Origin of the sequence: Streptomyces sp. NPDC102467 (assembly GCF_044765445.1) — a bacterium.
In the GTDB taxonomy this organism is placed as follows: Bacteria; Actinomycetota; Actinomycetes; order Streptomycetales; family Streptomycetaceae; genus Streptomyces.
The window spans coordinates 88,156-105,711 of record NZ_JBIWKA010000006.1 but is presented as its reverse complement, the minus strand read 5'-3'; the positions used below and the strand labels follow the sequence as shown (position 1 = coordinate 105,711).

Sequence of the window (17,556 nt, the reverse complement as noted above, 5' to 3'; positions counted from 1 at the left end):
ACGAGAGAACGGCAGGCAAGCATGGAGGGCTACGCGCGCCGCGGGGTCCACGGCCAGACCGTGGAGGTCATCGCCCACCGCGTGCTCAGCGGCCGGATCGGCGAGGGCGACACGCTGGACCTCGCCGCGCTCCAGGCCGAACTCGGCGTCAGCCTCACCGTGTTGCGGGAGTCGCTGAAGGTACTCGCGGCCAAGGGGATGGTGGACGCCCGGCAGAAACGCGGCACGTTCGTGCGCCCCCGCGCGGACTGGCTGCTGCTCGACCGCGACGTGCTGCGCTGGCAGTTCGAGTCCGCGGAGCCGGTCGCGCCCGGCGCGCCGAACCCGCTGTTGCACGACCTCGGCGAGGTACGCGCGATCGTCGAGCCCGCCGCGGTCCGGCTCGCCGCCGAGCGCCGCACACAGGGGGACATCGACGCGCTGGAGTCCGCGCTCGACGCCATGGGCCGGGCCGTCGGCGGCGGGGCCGACGCGGTCCTGGCCGACCTCGCCTTCCACCGGGCCCTGCTGGCCGCCTCCCACAACGAACTCCTGGAGCGGATGGAGATGGTGATCTCCAGCGGCCTGGCCGTGCGCGATCGTCTCGTCCACGGAGCGGAGAGCCCGGCGGGCCCGGGGGATCCGGTGCCGAGCCACCGGGCCGTGCTCGACGCGGTCCGCGCGCAGGACGCCGACGCCGCGGAGTCGGCCATGCGCCGCCTCCTCGACCAGGCCGTACGGGACCTGGGCAAGGTGCGCGGCAGGTGACCTCCTGAGGCCCCGGGAACCGAGGCCCCGGCAGCCGAGGCCCCGGCAGCCGAGGCGTTCGCCCTGCCGACCGCCGCGCTACTGCTGACCTACGGCACTCGCGCCGTCCACTCCTCGGTACCGAACTTGGTGGCGACGAGCTCCTCGGCCCGGGCCAGCTCCGCGTCGCTCACGCGGCCCTCGGTGAGCCCGTAGCGGTCCCGGAACGAGTCGATCATGCGGGCGATGACCTCCTCGCGCGGCAGGCCGGTCTGCCGCCGCAGGGGGTCGACCCGCTTCTTGGCGCTCTTCGTGCCCTTGTCGGAGAGCTTCTCGCGGCCGATGCGCAGCACCTCGACCATCTTGTCGGCGTCGATGTCGTAGGACATGGTCACGTGGTGGAGTACGGCGCCGGCGCCCGCCACGACCCGCTTCTGGGCGGCGCCCGCGACCTTGCCGACGTCGGTGGCGATGTCGTTGAGCGGCTGGTACCAGGCCTTGATGCCCATGTCGGCCAGCGCGCCCAGCACCCAGTCGTCGAGGTAGGCGTACGAGTCCTGGAAGGAGAGACCCGAGACCAGGGACTCGGGGACGGCCAGCGAGTACGTGATCGTCGACTTCGGTTCGGCGAACATCGCGCCGCCACCGGAGATCCGCCGCACCACGGTGACCCCGTGCCGGGCCACGCCCTCGGCGTCCACCTCGTTGCGCAGCGACTGGAAGCTGCCGATGATCACCGCCGGGCGGTCCCACTCCCACACCCGCAGGGTCGGCGGGCGGTGTCCGAGCGCGACTTCCTCCGTCATCACTTCATCGAGCGCCATGTGGAGCACGGGGGACTGCGGGGCGTCATGGATGAGCTGCCAGTCGTAGTCGCTCCAGTCGGTGGCCTGGGCGAGCGCGCGGCGCACGGCCGTGGCGACGCCGTCGGTGGTCAGGCCGAGCATGGTGGTGCCGGGCGGCAGCGCCGCCTCGACGCGGGCGGCGAGCGCGGGCTGGTCCGCGTCGGCCGGGGCGCCTTCGAGCGCGGCGTTGATAGCGAGGAGCGCGTCGTCCGGTTCCAGGAAGAAGTCGCCCGCCACCCGGACGTCGCGCAGCGCGCCGTCCGTCACCTCGACATCGACGACGACGAGCTTGCCGCCGGGGATCTTGTACTCGCCGTGCACTGTGTGCCGCCTTCCGCCGCGGATGTTACGGAATCCACGGATGTTCCCTGAATGTTGTGGTCCACGCTAACGCGCCGCCGATCACCCGCGTTGTGGCGGAAAACCTCACAGGCAACGGCATCAAACAATTTCACCAGGACCGGTATTCGGTAAGGGCCTTGACTAATAGCTGTTCGAAGTCGAAGGATCCGTTAGCGCAAGTCAGTGGCTTTCTGGTGAATCATGTTCGCTTCGAGGAGACCCGCTCATGCCTGTCACCCGCAGAACCGTGCTGGCCGCGGGCGCGGCCACCTCCGCCGCCGGAGTGCTCGCCGCACCCGTGGCACACGCAGCCGAGCGTACGGGCGCCGTCGGGCGCCGCACCGTCGAGCTCACCGACGGCTGGCGCTTCGCGCTCGTCGACCCCGGTGGGATCACCGACCCGACCGGCGCCTACAACGAGGCCGAGCAGCCCGGATTCGACGACACGGACTGGCGTACGGTGGCGGTCCCGCACGACTGGAGCATCGAGCAGACCCCCACCACCGAGCACCACACGACCAGCGGCACCGGCTTCCTGCCGGGCGGTCTCGGCTGGTACCGCAAGAAGTTCACCGTGCCGCGCGGCTACGCGGGCAAGCGGATCTCGGTCGAGTTCGACGGCGTCTACATGGACGCCAACGTCTACCTCAACGGCGAACTCATCGGCAACCACCCGTACGGATACACCGGGTTCGCGTACGACATCACGGACCTCGTGCACACCGACGGCCGTACCGCGGACGTGCTCGCCGTCGAGGTCCGCAACCGGCTGCCCAGCAGCCGCTGGTACTCGGGCAGCGGCATCTACCGCAACGCCCGACTCGTGGTCACCGAGCCGGTGCACGTCGAGCGCTGGGGCACGTTCGTGACGACGCCCGACCTGGCCGCCACCCTCGGCAAGGGGTACGCGACGGTCGACGTGCGCACCGCGGTCGTGGGCGAGGCGGACACCGCGCGGAACGTCACGGTCGTCTCCACCGTCCGCGACCCCAAGGGCCGTCGCGTCGCGCGCACCGAGTCCGTGCTCAAGGGCGTCACGGCCGGCCCGGGCGCAACCGCCCACCACCGACTCACCGTGCAGAAACCGCAGTTGTGGTCCATCGACACCCCGGAACACCGGTACACGCTCGTCACCGATCTACGCGTGGACGGCCGCACCGTCGACACGTATCGCACCCGTTTCGGTATCCGGCACGCCGTCTTCGACCCCGATACAGGGCTCTCGCTCAACGGCACCCACACCAAGATCAAAGGCGTCGACCTCCACCACGACCTCGGAGCCCTCGGGGCCGCGGTCCAACCGGACGCCGTTCGACGCCAGTTGCACATCATGAAGAGCATGGGCGTCAACGCCCTGCGCACCTCGCACAATCCGCCCGCTCCCGAGGTGATCGAGGCCTGCGAGGAGCTGGGCGTCATCATGCTCGTGGAGGCCTTCGACTGCTGGCGCACCGGCAAGAACACCTACGACTACGGGCGCTTCTTCGACGAGCACAGCGACGCCGACATCGCCGAGATGGTGCGTGCCGCCCGCAATTCGCCCGCCGTACTGATGTGGTCGATCGGCAACGAGATCCCCGACTCGACCCGCACCGAGGGCGTCGCCATCGCGCAGCGCCTCGTCGACGACATCAAGGCCCTCGACACGACCCGGCCGGTCGTCATCGGCTCCGACAAGTACCGGTCGCTGCCCGCCGTCGGTTCGGCCGCCGACCTGATCCTCGCCAAGCTGGACGGCCTCGGCCTCAACTACAACACGGCCGCCTCCGTCGACGCGCTGCACGCCCGCTACCCGCACCTGTTCCTCTTCGAGTCCGAGTCGTCGTCGGAGACATCGAGCCGGGGCACCTACCAGGAGCCCCAGCACCTCAACACGGGGGAGAACCACACGCCGGGCCGGCGGGCGACCTCCAGCTACGACAACAACCTCGCCTCGTGGACGATGAGCGGCGAGTACGGCCTGAAGAAGGACCGCGACCGGCGCTTCTTCGCGGGCGAGTTCCTGTGGTCCGGCATCGACTACATCGGCGAGCCGACCCCGTACGACGTGTTCCCGGTGAAGGCGTCGTTCTTCGGCGCCGTCGACACGGCCGGGTTCCCGAAGGACATGTACCACCTCTTCCGCAGCCAGTGGTCCGACGAGCCGATGGTGCATCTGCTGCCGATGGACTGGTCGACGTACGAGGACGGGGAGGAGGTGCAGGTGTGGGCGTACGCGAACGTCGCCGACGTCGAACTGTTCCTCAACGGCCGTTCCCTGGGCGTGCGTTCCTTCGACGAGAAGAAGACCGTCGACGGCCGTACGTACCTGGAGACCACGGAGGCGAGCGGCGACGACAAGAACGTCACCACCGGCGCCTACCCCGGCAGCTACACCAGCCCCAACGGCAGTGCGGGCAAATTGCACCTGACGTGGAAGGTGCCGTACGCGGCGGGCGAGTTGAAGGCGGTGGCGCGGCGCAACGGCAAGATCGTGGCGACGGACGTCCTGCGCACGGCCGGGAAGGCGCACGCCGTGCGTCTGACGGCCGACCGCACGTCCCTCGCCGCGGACGGACGGTCCCTGGTGTTCGTCACGGCCGAGGTCGTCGACGCGCGCGGCGTGGTCGTGCCGGATGCCGAGCACCGCATCCAATTCGACGTCACAGGCGGCCACTTGGCCGGACTCGACAACGGGCGCCAGGAGAGCGCCGAGCGCTACCAGGCCAGTACACGCACCACCTTCCACGGCCTGGCGCTCGCGATGGTCCGCTCGGGGACAAAGCCCGGCGCGCTCACCGTCACCGCACGCGCGGACGGACTGCGCGCAGGGAAGACATCCGTGCGGGTGACCGGACCGGCCGGCATGCCCGTCACACCGGCCGGGGCCTTCGCCCCCGACCCCGGGACCGCGCACAAGTACCCGCTCGCGGACGCCAGTTACTCCGGCGCGACGAACACCCTGCCTGCGGCGATGCTCGACGGCGACGCGGCCACCCAGTGGTCCAATGCCTTCCAGAAGGCCGCCACCGCCCTGCTGCCCGCATTCGACGGGGCCCGGCCGCGCGACTGGGTCTCGGTGGAATGGGAGGAAGAGCGGGAGATCGGCCGGGTCGAGGTCTCCTTCACCGTCGACGCCCGGCACGCGCTGCCCGAGTCGGTCGCCGTGTCGGTGTGGAACGGCAAGCGGTACGTGCCCGTGCCCGACGCCGACATCGACTGGGCCGCGGAGTCCGGCGAGCCGACCCTCGTCACCTTTGACGCGGTTCGCGGCAGCCGCCTCCGGCTCGATCTCGTCAGCGGCCAACCGGGCACGGCCAAGGGGGCGTTCGGGATCAGCGCGCTGGACGTGGCGCGGTCGTGACCCGGCCGATCGACCTCGACCCCGCGTGGCTGCCCGACGAGGCGCTGCGCGGGGTCGGGACGCGGCGCGTCCTCGTCCTCGGCGACGGGCCGCTCGTCGACACCGTGCGCCATGAAGTCGCTTACGCACGGGCCCAGTTCGGCGGGGAGCAGGGGTACGACGACGGCTCGTCCTGCGAACTGCTGCTGAGGATCGCGGACAGCGGCGGCGCGGACGGCGGCGGCGAGAACCGCGGCGGCGAGGGCGGCGAGGGCGGCGACGCGGGACGCGAAGGCTTCACGCTGGAGCGCGACGGCACCCGCACCACCGTCACCGCCACCGCCCCGGCGGGCCTCCTGTACGGCTTCTTCCACGTGGTGCGGCTCGGCGCCACCGCATTCCTCGCGGCGCCCCCACAGACACACCGACCCGCGCTCGCCCTACGGATGCTGAACCACTGGGACAACGTGGCCGTGCACCCGGTGATGGGGCAGGTCGAGCGCGGCTACGCGGGCGGCTCGCTGTTCTGGCGGGACGGCCGGGCCCGCGGCGACCTCCCCCGGGTGCGCGCCTACGCGCGCCTGCTCGCGGCCTGCGGGATCAACGCCGTCGGCGTCAACAACGTCAACGTCCACGAGACGGAGGCCCACCTCCTCAGCGACCGAATCGACGAAGTAGCTGCCATCGCGGCCGAGTTGCGGGCCTACGGCATCCGCACCCACCTCTCCGTCAGCTTCGCCGCGCCCGTGCTGCTCGGCGGCCTCGGCACAGCCGACCCGCTCGACAGCGGAGTCCGCGCCTGGTGGGAGGAGGCGGCAGCGAACGTGTACCGGCACATCCCCGACTTCGGCGGCTTCGTCGTCAAGGCCGACTCCGAAGGGCAGCCGGGGCCTTTCGCCTACGGCCGCAGCCACGCCGACGGCGCGAACCTGCTCGCCGACGCGCTCGCCCCGCACGGCGGCACCGTCCACTGGCGGGCCTTCGTCTACGACCACCGCCAGGACTGGCGCGACCGGAGCACGGACCGGGCGCGCGCCGCGTACGATCATTTCGCCCCGCTGGACGGTGAGTTCAGGGACAACGCGGTCCTCCAGGTGAAGCACGGGCCGATGGACTTCCAGGTCCGCGAGCCCGTCTCCCCGGTCATCGGCGCCCTGCCCCGCACGCGCGTCGCCGTCGAAGTGCAGGCCACCCAGGAGTACACCGGGCAGCAGCGGCACGTCTGCGCGCTCGCACCCCTGTGGTCCGAGGTGCTGCGGTTCCGCCCCGACGGGGACCACGGCCCGAACGTCGGAAGCCTCGTCCGCGGCGGCGGCCTGGTGGCCGTCTCGAACGCAGGGCACGACCCGTTCTGGACCGGACACCCGCTCGCGCAGCTCAACCTGTACGCGTTCGGCCGGCTCGCCTGGCAGCCCGACGCGGACCCGGATGAACTGCTGGATGAATGGGTCGAGTTGACGTACACGCCGGACCGGACCGCCGACCCGGAGCGGCTGCGGTCCGGGCTGCGGGCCGTGCTGCGCGACTCCTGGGCGACGTACGAGAAGTACACCGCCCCCCTGGGCGTCGGCTTCATGGTGCAGCCGGGACACCACTACGGCCCGAGCGTCGACGGCTACGAGTACAGCCCCTGGGGCACCTACCACTTCGCCGACCGCGACGGCATCGGCGTCGACCGCAGCCTGGCCACCGGAACCGGGTATGCGGCCCAATACGCCAAGCCCTGGTCCGAGACGTACGAGACACCTGAGACCTGCCCCGACGACGTGCTCCTCTTCTTCCACCACGTGCCTTACGGCCACCTCCTGCACAGCGGCAAGACAGTGATCCAGCACATCTACGACACCCACTTCGAGGGCGTCGAGGAGGTGGAGGCCGCGCGGCGGACCTGGGCGTCGCTCGCGGACCTGGTGGCGCCCGCCCGGCACACGCGGGTGACGGAACGGTACGAGGAGCAGCTGCGCGGGGCCCGCGAGTGGCGGGACCAGGTGAACAGCTACTTCCTGCGCAAGTCCGGTGTGCCGGACGCGGGCGGGCGCCGGATCCACTGAAGCGTCCTGGGGACGCTCAGGGACGATTCACCCGAGCCGCAGCACGGCGACGCCCAGCGGGTCGAGCACGAGCGGTTCCCCCTGCTCGTGCCGCTTGCCCGTCAGCACATCGGTCGCGGACGCGTGTGCGGTCAGCGACACCTCGCTGGCCGCATGGTTGAGGAGGAACATCAGCCGGGTGCCGTCGGGCGCGACCCGGGTCGACGTCTCCACGCCGGCCGCCGCCTCCTCGGCGTAGGGGCCGATCAGCCCGTGCCGGGCCAGCACCCGGCGTACCACGTGGTCCGTGCCGGCGTCGTCGAGGCGCGTCGCCACGTACCAGCCCTCGCCGCCCCGCTCGCCGAAACGGTTGCGGGTGACGGCGGGCGTACCCGCGTAGAAGTCGGACAGGTAGGTGCCGACCGGCTCGGCGCTCGTGGGGATGACGATCTCGAACACCAGACGGCCCGTCACCTTTATTGCTCCCAGGCTGACTTGATTAACGACTTCGGCAGGCCGGGAGTCCCATTCGTCGATCCGTACGCCCATGAGCGGCCCGAGCGGGCCCGGTACATCGGTGAGGAACGCCCGGTCGTGCGCGTCGCCGCGGCCGGAAAGGAACGTCGTGACCACGGTCCCGCCGCGCTCGGCCACCGCCTCCAGACGGGCGGCCAGGTCACCCTTGACCAGGTGCAGGACGGGCGCGAGGACCACGTCGTACGCCGACAGGTCCGCGGTGACCGGGACGACGTCCACGTCCGCGCCCGCCGTCCGCGCCGCGCGGTAGTAGTCGTGCACCACGTCGAGATACTTCACGAGCCGCGACGGGCCGTCCGACATCTCCAGAGCCCACCAGCTGTCCCAGTCGAAGAGCAGCGCGGTCCGGGCCGGGGTGCGAGCGCCGAGCGGCAGCGTGCCCAGGTCCGCCAACTCGGATCCCAGGGCAGCGACTTCGCGGAACACGCGGGTGTCGTCCCGGCCCGCGTGGCCGATCACCGCGCCGTGGTACTTCTCGCACGCGCCGCGCGAGGCCCGCATCTGGAAGTACAGGACCGCGTCCGCGCCGTGCGCCACCGCCTGCCAGCTCGCAAGCCGCAGCTCGCCGGGCCTGCGCAGCGGATTGACGTCGCGGCACGCCGTCGTGGACGGCGTCTGCTCCATCAGCCAGAACGGCGCGCCGCCCTTCAGGCCGCGCATCAGGTCGTGGGCGAGCGCGGGCCAGGTCGGCGGCGCGTCGAGCGGCGGATAGCTGTCCCATGACGCGAAGTCGAGGTGCGGCGCCCAGCGGTGGTAGTCCAGCGGGCGGTACATGCCCATGAAGTTCGTGGTCACCGGGGTGTGCGGGCTGTGCGCCCGCACGGCTTCCTTCTCGGCGACGAAGCAGCCGAGCAACGCGTCCGTGGTGAAGCGGTGGTAGTCGAGCGTGATGCCCTGGAAAGCCGTGTGGTCGGGGCCGCGCCAGTGCTCGGTCAGCGCGCTCGGCGGCTCGATCTCGGCCCACTCCGTGTAGCGGTGCGACCAGAATGTCGTCCACCAGGCATCGTTGAGCGCGTCGAGCGAGCCGTACCGCTCGCGCAGCCAGCCGCGGAAGGCCTCGGCGCACAGCGTGCAGTAACAGACCCCGCCGTACTCGTTGTTGATGTGCCAGGCCAGCAGCGCGGGGTGGTCCGCGTACCGTCGCGCGATCCGGCCTGCGAGCGCCGTCGACAGCCTGCGGTATGCCGGTGAACTCGGGCAGAAGTTGTGGCGCTGCCCGTAGCCGTGCCGGCGGCCCTCGAAGTCGGTGCGGTTGACCTCCGGGTGGGCTCGCGCGAGCCAGGGCGGCAGCGCGGCCGTGCCGGTGGCCAGCACGACGCGGCGGCCCTCGGCCGCGGCCCGGTCGAGGATCCGGTCGAGCACCGTGAAGTCATAGACGTCAGGGGCGGGTTGCAGCAACGACCACGCGAACACGCCCACGGTGAGCGTGTCGATCCCCGCCCGGTCGAAGAGCCGGTGGTCCGCGTCCCACACCTCCTCGGGCCACTGCTCGGGGTTGTAGTCACCGCCGTAGGGGATCTTGGGGGTGTCGGGTGCGCCGTTCATGCGGTGAACTCCTCCTGGGTCTCGGTGATGATCGGCCGGCTCGTGTGCAGCAGCGACAGGAGCAGCAGCGGCGCGAGCAGCAAGGGCAGCACCTCGGTGGCCCACAGCGTGGCGGCACCCGCGACGATCAGGAGGCTGGCGGCACCGAGCGTGGCCCGCCCGTGCCGCAGCAGGAAGTATCCGGCGAGCCGGGCGGTGTCGGTCGCCCTGAACGTGAACAGGGCCGTCAGTACGAGCGCGTGGGCTCCCCACAGCAGCGAGCCCACCCCGATGACCGCGAGCAGCGCGGCCCACCAGCCGGGCAGGCCGGTCACCGCGAAGTGCGTCAGGGTGTACGTGATGACCGTGAGCCAGGCCAGCAAGGGCACCCAAATGCGCAGCGCTGCAACAGAGTTGAGGCGCAGGCCGCGCAGGTAGGTGCGGGCCGGCCGCAATTCCGTCAGGTCGCCGCTGCGGTGATGTACCGCGTACAGCGCGGCCGCGAGGCCCGGACCGGCCGGGACCAGGCACACCGCGGCGAGCGGCAGATTTCCTGGGTCGGCGCCGAGGAGGAGCAGCCCCGCGCCGCCCGGCGCCAGCGTGGCGAGCAGCAGGGCTTCGATGGTGAGCAGCGTGTGCACCAGCGCGCAGGCCCGCGAGAGCGGTCCGTCGCCGAACACCCGGGAGGGGCGCCGGACCGCGCCCGCCGCGCTCATCGCGGGTCTCCCGCGGGCAGTCCGAGAAGCCTGCCCTCGTCCCACCAGGCCGGGGCCTCCTCCACCACTGGGGTCAGCTCCACCAGCGTCACCTCGTTGCGCTCCAGGGTCAGGTCCACCGTCGTCCTGAACTCCTCAACGGGCAGCCTGAGATGAGTTCTTGCGGGCTCCGCCGCCTCGTGCAGGACATCCAGTTCGCGGCGGCGCGGCGAGCGGGGGCTGCCCATGCGGCGCCATGCCGTGTACGCGTTGCCGCGCTCCTCGTCCACGCTGGAGCGGAGCGCGAATGCCGCACCCCTTTCCCGGTCGCCGACCGGCAGGGAGAGGCGCAGACGGTGTCCGTCCGCGCCGGCCGCCGCCCAGGCGAGGACCGAGACCCGGCCGTCGGAGTGCCGGGTGACGAGATGGTCGGCGCCGCGCGCCAGCACCTCGCCGCCCATCCGCGCCATGAACGCGTACAGGTGGTAGGTGGGCTTCCTGACCTGGCGGTGCGTGAGGAGGCCGAATCCGCCGTGGAACAGTGCCGTCGGTATGCCCACCTCCTCGAACATGTCGCTGAACGTCCAGTACGAGAAGGAGTCCACGAGATCGCCGCCGGCCGCGACCACCGGCGCCAGATACGCGGCATGGAACGCGCTGTCGTGGACCGGGTTGTCGGGCCGGTAGGAGGAGTTGAACTCCGTGATGTGCACCGGGAGTTCGCTCAGCGGGCCGCCCTTCAGCTCATGGCGCGGCGCCGCGAACTGCTCCAGGAGCCGCTGCGCGGGGGCCAGCGTCTGGTGCGTGCCGAACGGTACGGCCTGCGCGGGGCCCGAGGTGTAGGCGTGCCGCGACACGAAGTCCACCGGCACCGCGCGCTCCGCCACGAACTCCGCGAACCTCCCGAGCCATCCCTCGTCCGCGCCCGGCGACACCGCGGGGCCGCCCACCCGCAACGACGCGTCGACCTCCTTCACCGCGTGCGCCGTCACCTCGTACAGACGGTGATAGGCCCTCTGGTCCGCGCCCTCCCAGAAGTCCGGCAGGTCCGGCTCGTTCCACACCTCGACGGGCCAGGTGCGCACCTCCTCCAGGCCGTAGCGGTCGACGAGGTGCGTGAGGGTGGCGCGCACCAGATCGGCCCACTCCTTGTGCGAGGACGGCGGGGTGACGTTCCCGGCCCACCAGAACACCGTCCGCCCGCCGGACGCTAACTCGCCTGGCATGAAGCCGAGTTCGAGGAACGGCTTGATGCCCTGAGCGAGATACGCGTCCACCACCTGGTCGACGTAGGTGAACGAGTGATGCACCTGCCGGGCGCCCTGCCACTCGTACGGCCGGTACACGCCCATCCCGTCGCTCAGCAGCCCGTGCCCGCGGACGTACCGGAAACCGATCTCCCGCTGGAGCAGGGCCAGGGAGTCCTGGTAGTCGCTGCGCAGGGCGAGTTCGAGGCGGCCGGTGCCGACGCAGGCGCGCCAGGCGTCGGAGAGCCGGCCGATCGGCTCGCGCGGAACGCGGACCACGCCGGTCACCCGTTGTCCTTCTGGTACCGGGCGTGCGCCTTGTTGTGCAGATCGACCAGCTGCTGCATGTTCTTGGCCTTCAACTCGGTCACGTAGTCGCCCCATTCGGACAGCGGACGCTTGCCGAGCACGAACTTCAGCGTGTTCTGGTTCACGTGGTCCTTGAGCGGGGTCTCCCACAGCGACGCCTGCTCCTGCTCCGCGGACTGCAGCGGGTGCGGCGGGGCGATGGGCGTCTGCTCGCGCTTGGCCATCACGCCCTGGAACGCCTTCTCGTCAGGACCGAACGAGGAGGACACCAGATCCCAGCTGCCGCCGTAGGTGAAGACGCCGTTGAAGAAGCCGTAGTCCTTCTGCAGGTCCTTCGGGGCCTTCGGGTCGGAACCCATCAGGCTGATGCCGGGCTTCAGTCTGTCCTGCCCGCCGGACTCGGTGTAGGTGACGCCCTCGACACCCCACTTGCAGAGCTTCTGGCCCTCGTCCGCGTAGAACAGCCAGTCCACGAACTGCATCATCGCCACGAAGCTGTCGCTCTTGAGCGCCTTGCTGGAGATCATGACGCCGTTCTCCATGCGGACGCCGCCGAGCACGATCTCACCGGCCGGGCCGAGCGGCACCGGCACCATCTCGATCTTCGCGCCCTTGACCTGCCGCTCCAGGTTGTAGCGGTAGTTCTGCACCAGCTCCTGCGGGTTGGCGCTGATCGCGAACGACTTCTCGGCCAGGAGCTTCTTCACCGCGTCGTCGTCGGACTGGGTGAAGCTCTCCGGGTCCACGAGTTTCTCGTCGACGAGCTTGCGCACGTACTCGATGATCTGCCGGAACCCGTCTGTCGCCCCGGTGAAGACGAACTTCCGCGCCTTGTCGTCGAAGCTGATGTTGTCGTACGTCCAGCCCGCGCGGACCCCGTACGCCTGGCCGAGGTAGCTGAACAGGGCGGCCGCGGGGAAGACCGTGTTGGTGCTCCACCGGTCGGTGAACGGGTAGCGGTCCGGGTGCTCCCTCTTGATCGCCTTGAGGACGTCGTACACCTCGTCCCATGTCGTGGGCAGCTCCACGCCGATCGTGTCGAGGACATCCGTGCGGAAGGCCATCGAGTAGCCGGCCTTGGGTTTCTCGTGCAGGCCGGGCAGCAGGTAGTACTTGCCGTCGGCCTGGCGGATGGAGTCCAGCTCGGGCTGCAGGTCCCACCGTTTGACCTTGTCCCGGAAGTTGGGCATCAGGTGCACGTACTCGCTGACCGGCAGGATCGCGCCCGACGACACGAACGCGACCTCGGCGGGGTGGTACGTCTTGGGGATGAGGAACGGGGCGTCCCCGGATCCGATGAGCAGGCTGCGCTTCTTCTCGTAGTCGCTGAGCGGCACGTCGACCGGCTTGAGCGTGACGCCGGTGCGCCGGGTGACCTCCTTCCAGAACAGCCAGTCCTTCTTCGTCGGGTACACCGGGTTGTTGTTGTGCAGCAGGGAGAAGGAGAGCGCCATGGCGGCCTTGAACTGCTCGCCCGCGTCGTACTTCTTCATCGCGCCGTGTCGCTTCTTCGACAGGTCCTTGGTGTCGCCGCCGTCGTCGCCGCTGCCGCACCCGGTGAGGGCGGCGAGACCCGCGAAGCCCGCCGCCGCGAGGAGGGATCGTCTCGACAACTGACCCTGGTTCGTCACGTGAACTCCCTAGCTGTGTATGGCTGGTGGTGCGCGAGGTGGCTCAGCCCTTGACCGCGCCGAGCATCACGCCCGAGACGAAGTACCGCTGCACGAAGGGGTAGAGGGCGAGGATCGGCAGCGCTGTGAGCACGATCGTCACCGACTGGATGTTCGCCGCGGCCTGGGAGAGCTGATCGGTCGCGGCGCCCGCGTTGCCGCCCGTGGTGGCGCCCGCGATGAGGTTGCGCAGATAGACGGTGACCGGCATCAGCTCGGTCCTGTCCATGTACAGGAACGCCGAGAACCAGGAGTTCCAGAACGACACCGAGTAGAAGAGGACCATCGTCGCGATGACGGCCTTCGACAGCGGCAGGACGATCCGCAGCAGGATCCCGTACGTGCTCAGGCCGTCGATCTGCGCGGCCTCCTCCAGGTCCGACGGCAGGTTCTCGAAGAACGCCTTCATCACCAGGAGGTTGAAGACGCTGATGGCGTTCGGCAGGGCGATCGCCCAGATCGAGTTCTTCATGCCGAGACCGGTGATCAGCACGTAATTGGGGATCAGACCGCCGGTGAAGAACATGGTGAACACGGCGATGCCGATCAGGAGCCCGCGGCCGCGCAGCTCCTTCTTCGACAGGACGTACGCGTAGATCGTCGTGAGGACCATGGCGACGACGGTGGACACCACCGTGTACAGGATGGTGTTGCCGTAGCTGCGCCAGAACACGCCGTCCTCGAAGACGATCTTGTACGTGGTGAGGTTGAAGCCCTTGGGCCACAGCGTGACCTCGCCCGCGCGGATCTGCCGCTCCCCGCTGAAGGAGCGGGCGATGATGTTCACGAACGGGTAGAGGGTCACCGCCACGACCAGCGTGAGGATCGCCCCGTTGACGCCCTGGAAGATCCGGTGGCCGCGGGTCGTCCGGTCGCTCACCACAGGCTCGTCCCCACGGTCCTGCGCGACAGCTGGTTCGCGGAGGTGATCAGTACGAGGCCGATGACCGCCTCGAAGAGGCCGATGGCGGCGGCGTAGCTGAACGAGTTCGACTCGACGCCGGTGCGGTACAGGTAGGTCGAGATGACATCGGCCTTCGCGTACGTGAGCGCGTTGTAGAGGAGCAGGATCTTCTCGAAACCGACCGCCATGAACGTGCCGATGTTGAGGATCAGCAGCGTCATCATGGTGGGGCGGATGCCGGGCAGGGTGACGTGCCAGGTCTGCTGCCAGCGGTTCGCGCCGTCGATCCGGGCCGCCTCGTACAGCTCCTCGTCGATGGTGCTCAGTGCCGCGAGATAGAGGATCGTGCCCCAGCCGGCCGTCTGCCAGACCTCCGAACCGACGTAGATCGTCCGGAACCAGCCGGGCTCCTGGATGAACCGGACCGGATCGTGGCCGAACGCCGTGAGCAGATGGTTGATCGGGCCGTCCGTGGCCAGCATCTGCAGGGTGATGCCCGCGACGATCACGATCGACAGGAAGTGCGGCAGATACGAGATCGACTGCACGAACCGCTTCAGCGATCTGCGGCGCACCTCGTTCAGCAGCAGCGCGAGGACGATCGGTACCGGGAAGCAGAAGAGCAGCGTCAGCAGACCCATCCAGAGGGTGTTCCGGAAGACCTGCCAGAACGTGGGGTCGCTGAGGAACATCCGCACATAGCGCAGACCCACCCACTGCTCGCCGAAGATCGAGCCGCCGGGCTCGAAACGGCGGAACGCGATCACGTTGCCGATCATCGGCAGATACCGGAACACGAGGAAGAACAGGATCGGCAGCACCGCGAGTGAGTACAACTGCCAGTCGCGGCGCACCGCTTGACGCCACGGGCGGCGGCCGGACGGTGCTCGACCGCGTTTCCCGCGCGGCGGTGGATCCTGGGAATCGCTGGAACGGGGCCGCTTGCCCGTCATGGTGGAAGAGCTCACGCAGGGCCTTTCGTCACACGAGTCGTCACACGGGTAGGCGCACGGGTCGTCACGCAGGGCGTCACACGGCAGGCAGAGGCACGACCGAGAACTTTCGGGAATCTTCCGGTAACGTCGCCGCAACCTAAGAGCCGGTCCCGACCCCTGTCAATGGGGGCTGCGGCAACGGCAGTTGGCCCCGTTTTTCTCTGTGAGGTGCTTGTGCCCGCCTTCGACCTGCCCCTGGACGAACTGCAGCGCCACCGACCCGAGCTCGACGAACCCGCCGACTTCGACGCGTTCTGGACCGCCACCCTGAAGGCCGCCGAGCATCCCGAACCGCTGATCCGGGTCCGGCCCGTCGACAACGGGCTGCGCCTCGTAGAGACCTGGAACGTCATCTTCCGCGGCTTCGCCGGCGACCCGGTCCACGCCTGGTACAGCCGCCCGGCGGGTGAGCCCCAACTCCTGCCGGGTGTCGTCGAGTTCGCCGGGTACGGTCGTGGCCGCGGCCTCCCGCACGAGCGCCTCACCTGGGTGAACGCGGGATATGCGCAGCTGCTCATGGACAACCGCGGCCAGGGCGACCAGTACGGCAACGGCGGCGCGACCCGCGACCCGCACGCCGACGCGCCCGGCGGTCCAGGACCGATCGTGCGGGGGCTGCTCGACCCGTACGACCACCACTACCGCCGCCTGATCACGGACGCCGTGTGCGCGGTCGCCGCGCTGCGCGCCCTGCCCGGGGCCGACCCGGAGCGGATCGCCGCGGTCGGCAACAGCCAGGGCGGGGGAGTGGCCCTCGCCGTGGCGGGACTCGTCCCGGATCTGGCCGCGGCCCTGGTCACAGCGCCCTTGTTGTGCGGCATCCGGCGCGCCCTCGACCTCACCGACGCAGGGCCCTACGGGGAGATCGCCGGGTACCTCGCCGTGCACCGGGGCGCGGAGAGCGCCGCGTACCGCACCCTCTCGTACGTCGAGGGCGCCTCGTTCGCCCGCCGTGCGCAGGCCCCCGCTCACTTCGGCGTCGGTCTGCGCGACACGGTCTGCCCGCCCAGCGGCACCTACGCCGCGTACCACCGCTACGGCGAACTGACCGGGCAGGATCCCGTGCGCGAGCTCCACGCCTACCCGTTCAACGGGCACGAGGGCGGCGACGCGGTGCACGTGCGGCGCCAACTGGCCTGGCTGGACGGGGTCCTGGAGCCGGGCCGTGTGACGCCATGACTTACGGTTTTCCGGAAGGTGCCCGGAGATCTTCCGGGTGCCCCTGTCGACGGAGGTGGGGAACGTGGCCCGGGAAGGCGACCGGCGCAAGGCTGCCACGCAGGGCTCGGACGGGCCGGCCAAGGTGACGATCACCGAGATCGCGCGGGAGGCCGGGGTGTCCGTACCGACCGTCTCGCGGGTCGTCAACGGGCGCTCCGACGTCTCACCGGGCACCCGCGCCCGGGTGGAGGCCCTGCTGCATCTGCACGGCTACCAGCGCCGCCCACCCGCGCCCGGCGCCCGGGCGGCCCTGCTCGACCTGGTCTTCAACGACCTGGACAGCCCCTGGGCGGTGGAGATCATCCGGGGGGTCGAGGAGGTCGCGCACGACGCGGGCGTGGGCACGGTGGTCTCGGCGATACACGACCGGGCGGGCGCCGCGCGGCAGTGGATGACCAACCTGCGGGCCCGCGCGTCGGACGGCGTGATCCTCGTGACGTCGGTGCTCGAACCCCGCCTGCACGACGAACTGCGGCGCCTGGGAGTGCCGTTGGTGGTGATCGATCCGGCCGGTTCGCCCGCCACCGAGGCGCCGACCGTCGGCGCCGCCAACTGGGCGGGCGGGATGGCCGCGACGCAGCACCTGATCGGCCTCGGGCACCGGCGGATCGGCTTCATCGAGGGGCCACCCCGGCTGCTCTGCTCACGGGCCCGGCTCGACGGCTACCGGGCTGCACTCGACGGGGCGGAGGTGCCGGTCGAGGACGCCCTGATCGTGCCGGGCGACTTCTACCACGAGTCCGGATTCACCGGCTGCAACCTGCTGTTGGACCTGGCCGAGCCGCCCACCGCGGTGTTCGCCAGCAGCGACCAGATGGCCCTCGGCGCGATCGAGGCGCTGCGCAGGCGCGGGGTGCGGGTGCCGGAGGACATGAGCGTCGTCGGCTTCGACGACCTGCCGGAGGTGCGCTGGTCGGCGCCGCCGCTCACCACGGTCCGCCAACCCCTGGCGGACATGGGCAAGTTGGCGGCCCGGTCGGTGCTCGATCTGGCGCGTTCGGTGGCACCCGCCTCGCCGCGTGTCGAGCTGGCGACGGAGCTGGTGGTCAGGGCCAGTACGGCCGCACCGCGCCGCGACTAGTGGTTCGGAATTCCCGCAGGGGTGTCAACTGCCTTTTTTGTTAAGGCCGTTGACACCCCTCGCTCGTGTCCGTAACTTCCGTGGCCGTCGACCGATAGTTATCGGATC

Annotated in this window: 12 protein-coding genes; 5 read left to right on the top strand and 7 right to left on the bottom strand. The window is 70.2% G+C overall.

From position 1 onward, the window contains the following. Positions 1–21: 21 nt before the first annotated feature. Positions 22–747 carry a FadR/GntR family transcriptional regulator gene (locus tag ACIREE_RS13715; protein ID WP_404150643.1) on the top strand — a complete coding sequence of 242 codons (726 nt, stop codon included), beginning with the start codon at positions 22–24 and terminating at the stop codon, positions 745–747. Positions 748–836: 89 nt separating this feature from the next. On the opposite strand, the gene ACIREE_RS13710 is transcribed toward ACIREE_RS13715, so the two are convergent. Beyond that, positions 837–1,892 carry a biotin/lipoate A/B protein ligase family protein gene (locus ACIREE_RS13710; protein ID WP_404150641.1) on the bottom strand — a complete coding sequence of 352 codons (1,056 nt, stop codon included), beginning with the start codon at positions 1,890–1,892 and terminating at the stop codon, positions 837–839. Positions 1,893–2,139: 247 nt separating this feature from the next. Here ACIREE_RS13710 and ACIREE_RS13705 point away from each other — a divergent pair, with 247 nt between their 5' ends. Then, positions 2,140–5,256, top strand: coding sequence for a glycoside hydrolase family 2 TIM barrel-domain containing protein (locus ACIREE_RS13705; protein ID WP_404150640.1), 3,117 nt, complete (start codon positions 2,140–2,142; stop codon positions 5,254–5,256). After that, the gene (locus ACIREE_RS13700) at positions 5,253–7,286 is read left to right on the top strand and encodes an alpha-glucuronidase (RefSeq protein ID WP_404150638.1); all 2,034 of its coding nucleotides are present in this window, start codon (positions 5,253–5,255) and stop codon (positions 7,284–7,286) included. Before ACIREE_RS13705 ends, ACIREE_RS13700 begins: the two co-directional genes overlap by 4 nt. Before the next feature lie 27 nt (positions 7,287–7,313). Here the strand turns inward: ACIREE_RS13700 and ACIREE_RS13695 are convergent, their stop codons facing one another. Genes ACIREE_RS13695 through ACIREE_RS13670 form a run of 6 tightly spaced genes read right to left on the bottom strand, consistent with a single transcriptional unit; the run spans position 7,314 to position 15,104 of the window. Further along, positions 7,314–9,347: a beta-galactosidase gene (locus ACIREE_RS13695; protein WP_404150636.1), complete on the bottom strand. Its 2,034-nt coding sequence runs from the start codon at positions 9,345–9,347 to the stop codon at positions 7,314–7,316. Then, on the bottom strand, positions 9,344–10,042 hold the full coding sequence (locus ACIREE_RS13690) for a hypothetical protein (protein WP_404150634.1): 699 nt from the start codon (positions 10,040–10,042) through the stop codon (positions 9,344–9,346). Before ACIREE_RS13690 ends, ACIREE_RS13695 begins: the two co-directional genes overlap by 4 nt. Beyond that, positions 10,039–11,547, bottom strand: a complete 1,509-nt coding sequence (locus ACIREE_RS13685; RefSeq protein ID WP_404151212.1) for a xylan 1,4-beta-xylosidase — start codon at positions 11,545–11,547, stop codon at positions 10,039–10,041. Before ACIREE_RS13685 ends, ACIREE_RS13690 begins: the two co-directional genes overlap by 4 nt. A 5-nt stretch (positions 11,548–11,552) precedes the next feature. Then, complete coding sequence (locus ACIREE_RS13680) at positions 11,553–13,208, bottom strand: extracellular solute-binding protein (RefSeq protein WP_404150632.1); 1,656 nt, start codon at positions 13,206–13,208, stop codon at positions 11,553–11,555. A gap of 43 nt (positions 13,209–13,251) precedes the next feature. Beyond that, positions 13,252–14,127, bottom strand: a complete 876-nt coding sequence (locus tag ACIREE_RS13675) for a carbohydrate ABC transporter permease (protein WP_404150630.1) — start codon at positions 14,125–14,127, stop codon at positions 13,252–13,254. Further along, complete coding sequence (locus ACIREE_RS13670) at positions 14,124–15,104, bottom strand: ABC transporter permease (protein WP_404151210.1); 981 nt, start codon at positions 15,102–15,104, stop codon at positions 14,124–14,126. Before ACIREE_RS13670 ends, ACIREE_RS13675 begins: the two co-directional genes overlap by 4 nt. Positions 15,105–15,320: 216 nt before the next feature. Between ACIREE_RS13670 and ACIREE_RS13665 the strand changes: the two genes are divergently transcribed. Together ACIREE_RS13665 and ACIREE_RS13660 are read left to right on the top strand one after the other, a co-directional pair. Then, complete coding sequence (locus tag ACIREE_RS13665; RefSeq protein ID WP_404151208.1) at positions 15,321–16,325, top strand: acetylxylan esterase; 1,005 nt, start codon at positions 15,321–15,323, stop codon at positions 16,323–16,325. A gap of 64 nt (positions 16,326–16,389) precedes the next feature. Next, positions 16,390–17,448: a LacI family DNA-binding transcriptional regulator gene (locus ACIREE_RS13660; protein ID WP_404150628.1), complete on the top strand. Its 1,059-nt coding sequence runs from the start codon at positions 16,390–16,392 to the stop codon at positions 17,446–17,448. Positions 17,449–17,556: the final 108 nt, after the last annotated feature.

Bases quoted from the DNA above. Each gene is read 5' to 3' on its own strand.
- ACIREE_RS13705 (WP_404150640.1), top strand. From the start codon at position 2,140: ATGCCTGTCACCCGCAGAACCGTGCTGGCCGCGGGCGCGGCCACCTCC.
- ACIREE_RS13695 (WP_404150636.1), bottom strand. From the start codon at position 9,347: ATGAACGGCGCACCCGACACCCCCAAGATCCCCTACGGCGGTGACTAC.
- ACIREE_RS13670 (WP_404151210.1), bottom strand. From the start codon at position 15,104: ATGACGGGCAAGCGGCCCCGTTCCAGCGATTCCCAGGATCCACCGCCG.
- ACIREE_RS13715 (WP_404150643.1), top strand. From the start codon at position 22: ATGGAGGGCTACGCGCGCCGCGGGGTCCACGGCCAGACCGTGGAGGTC.
- ACIREE_RS13690 (WP_404150634.1), bottom strand. From the start codon at position 10,042: ATGAGCGCGGCGGGCGCGGTCCGGCGCCCCTCCCGGGTGTTCGGCGAC.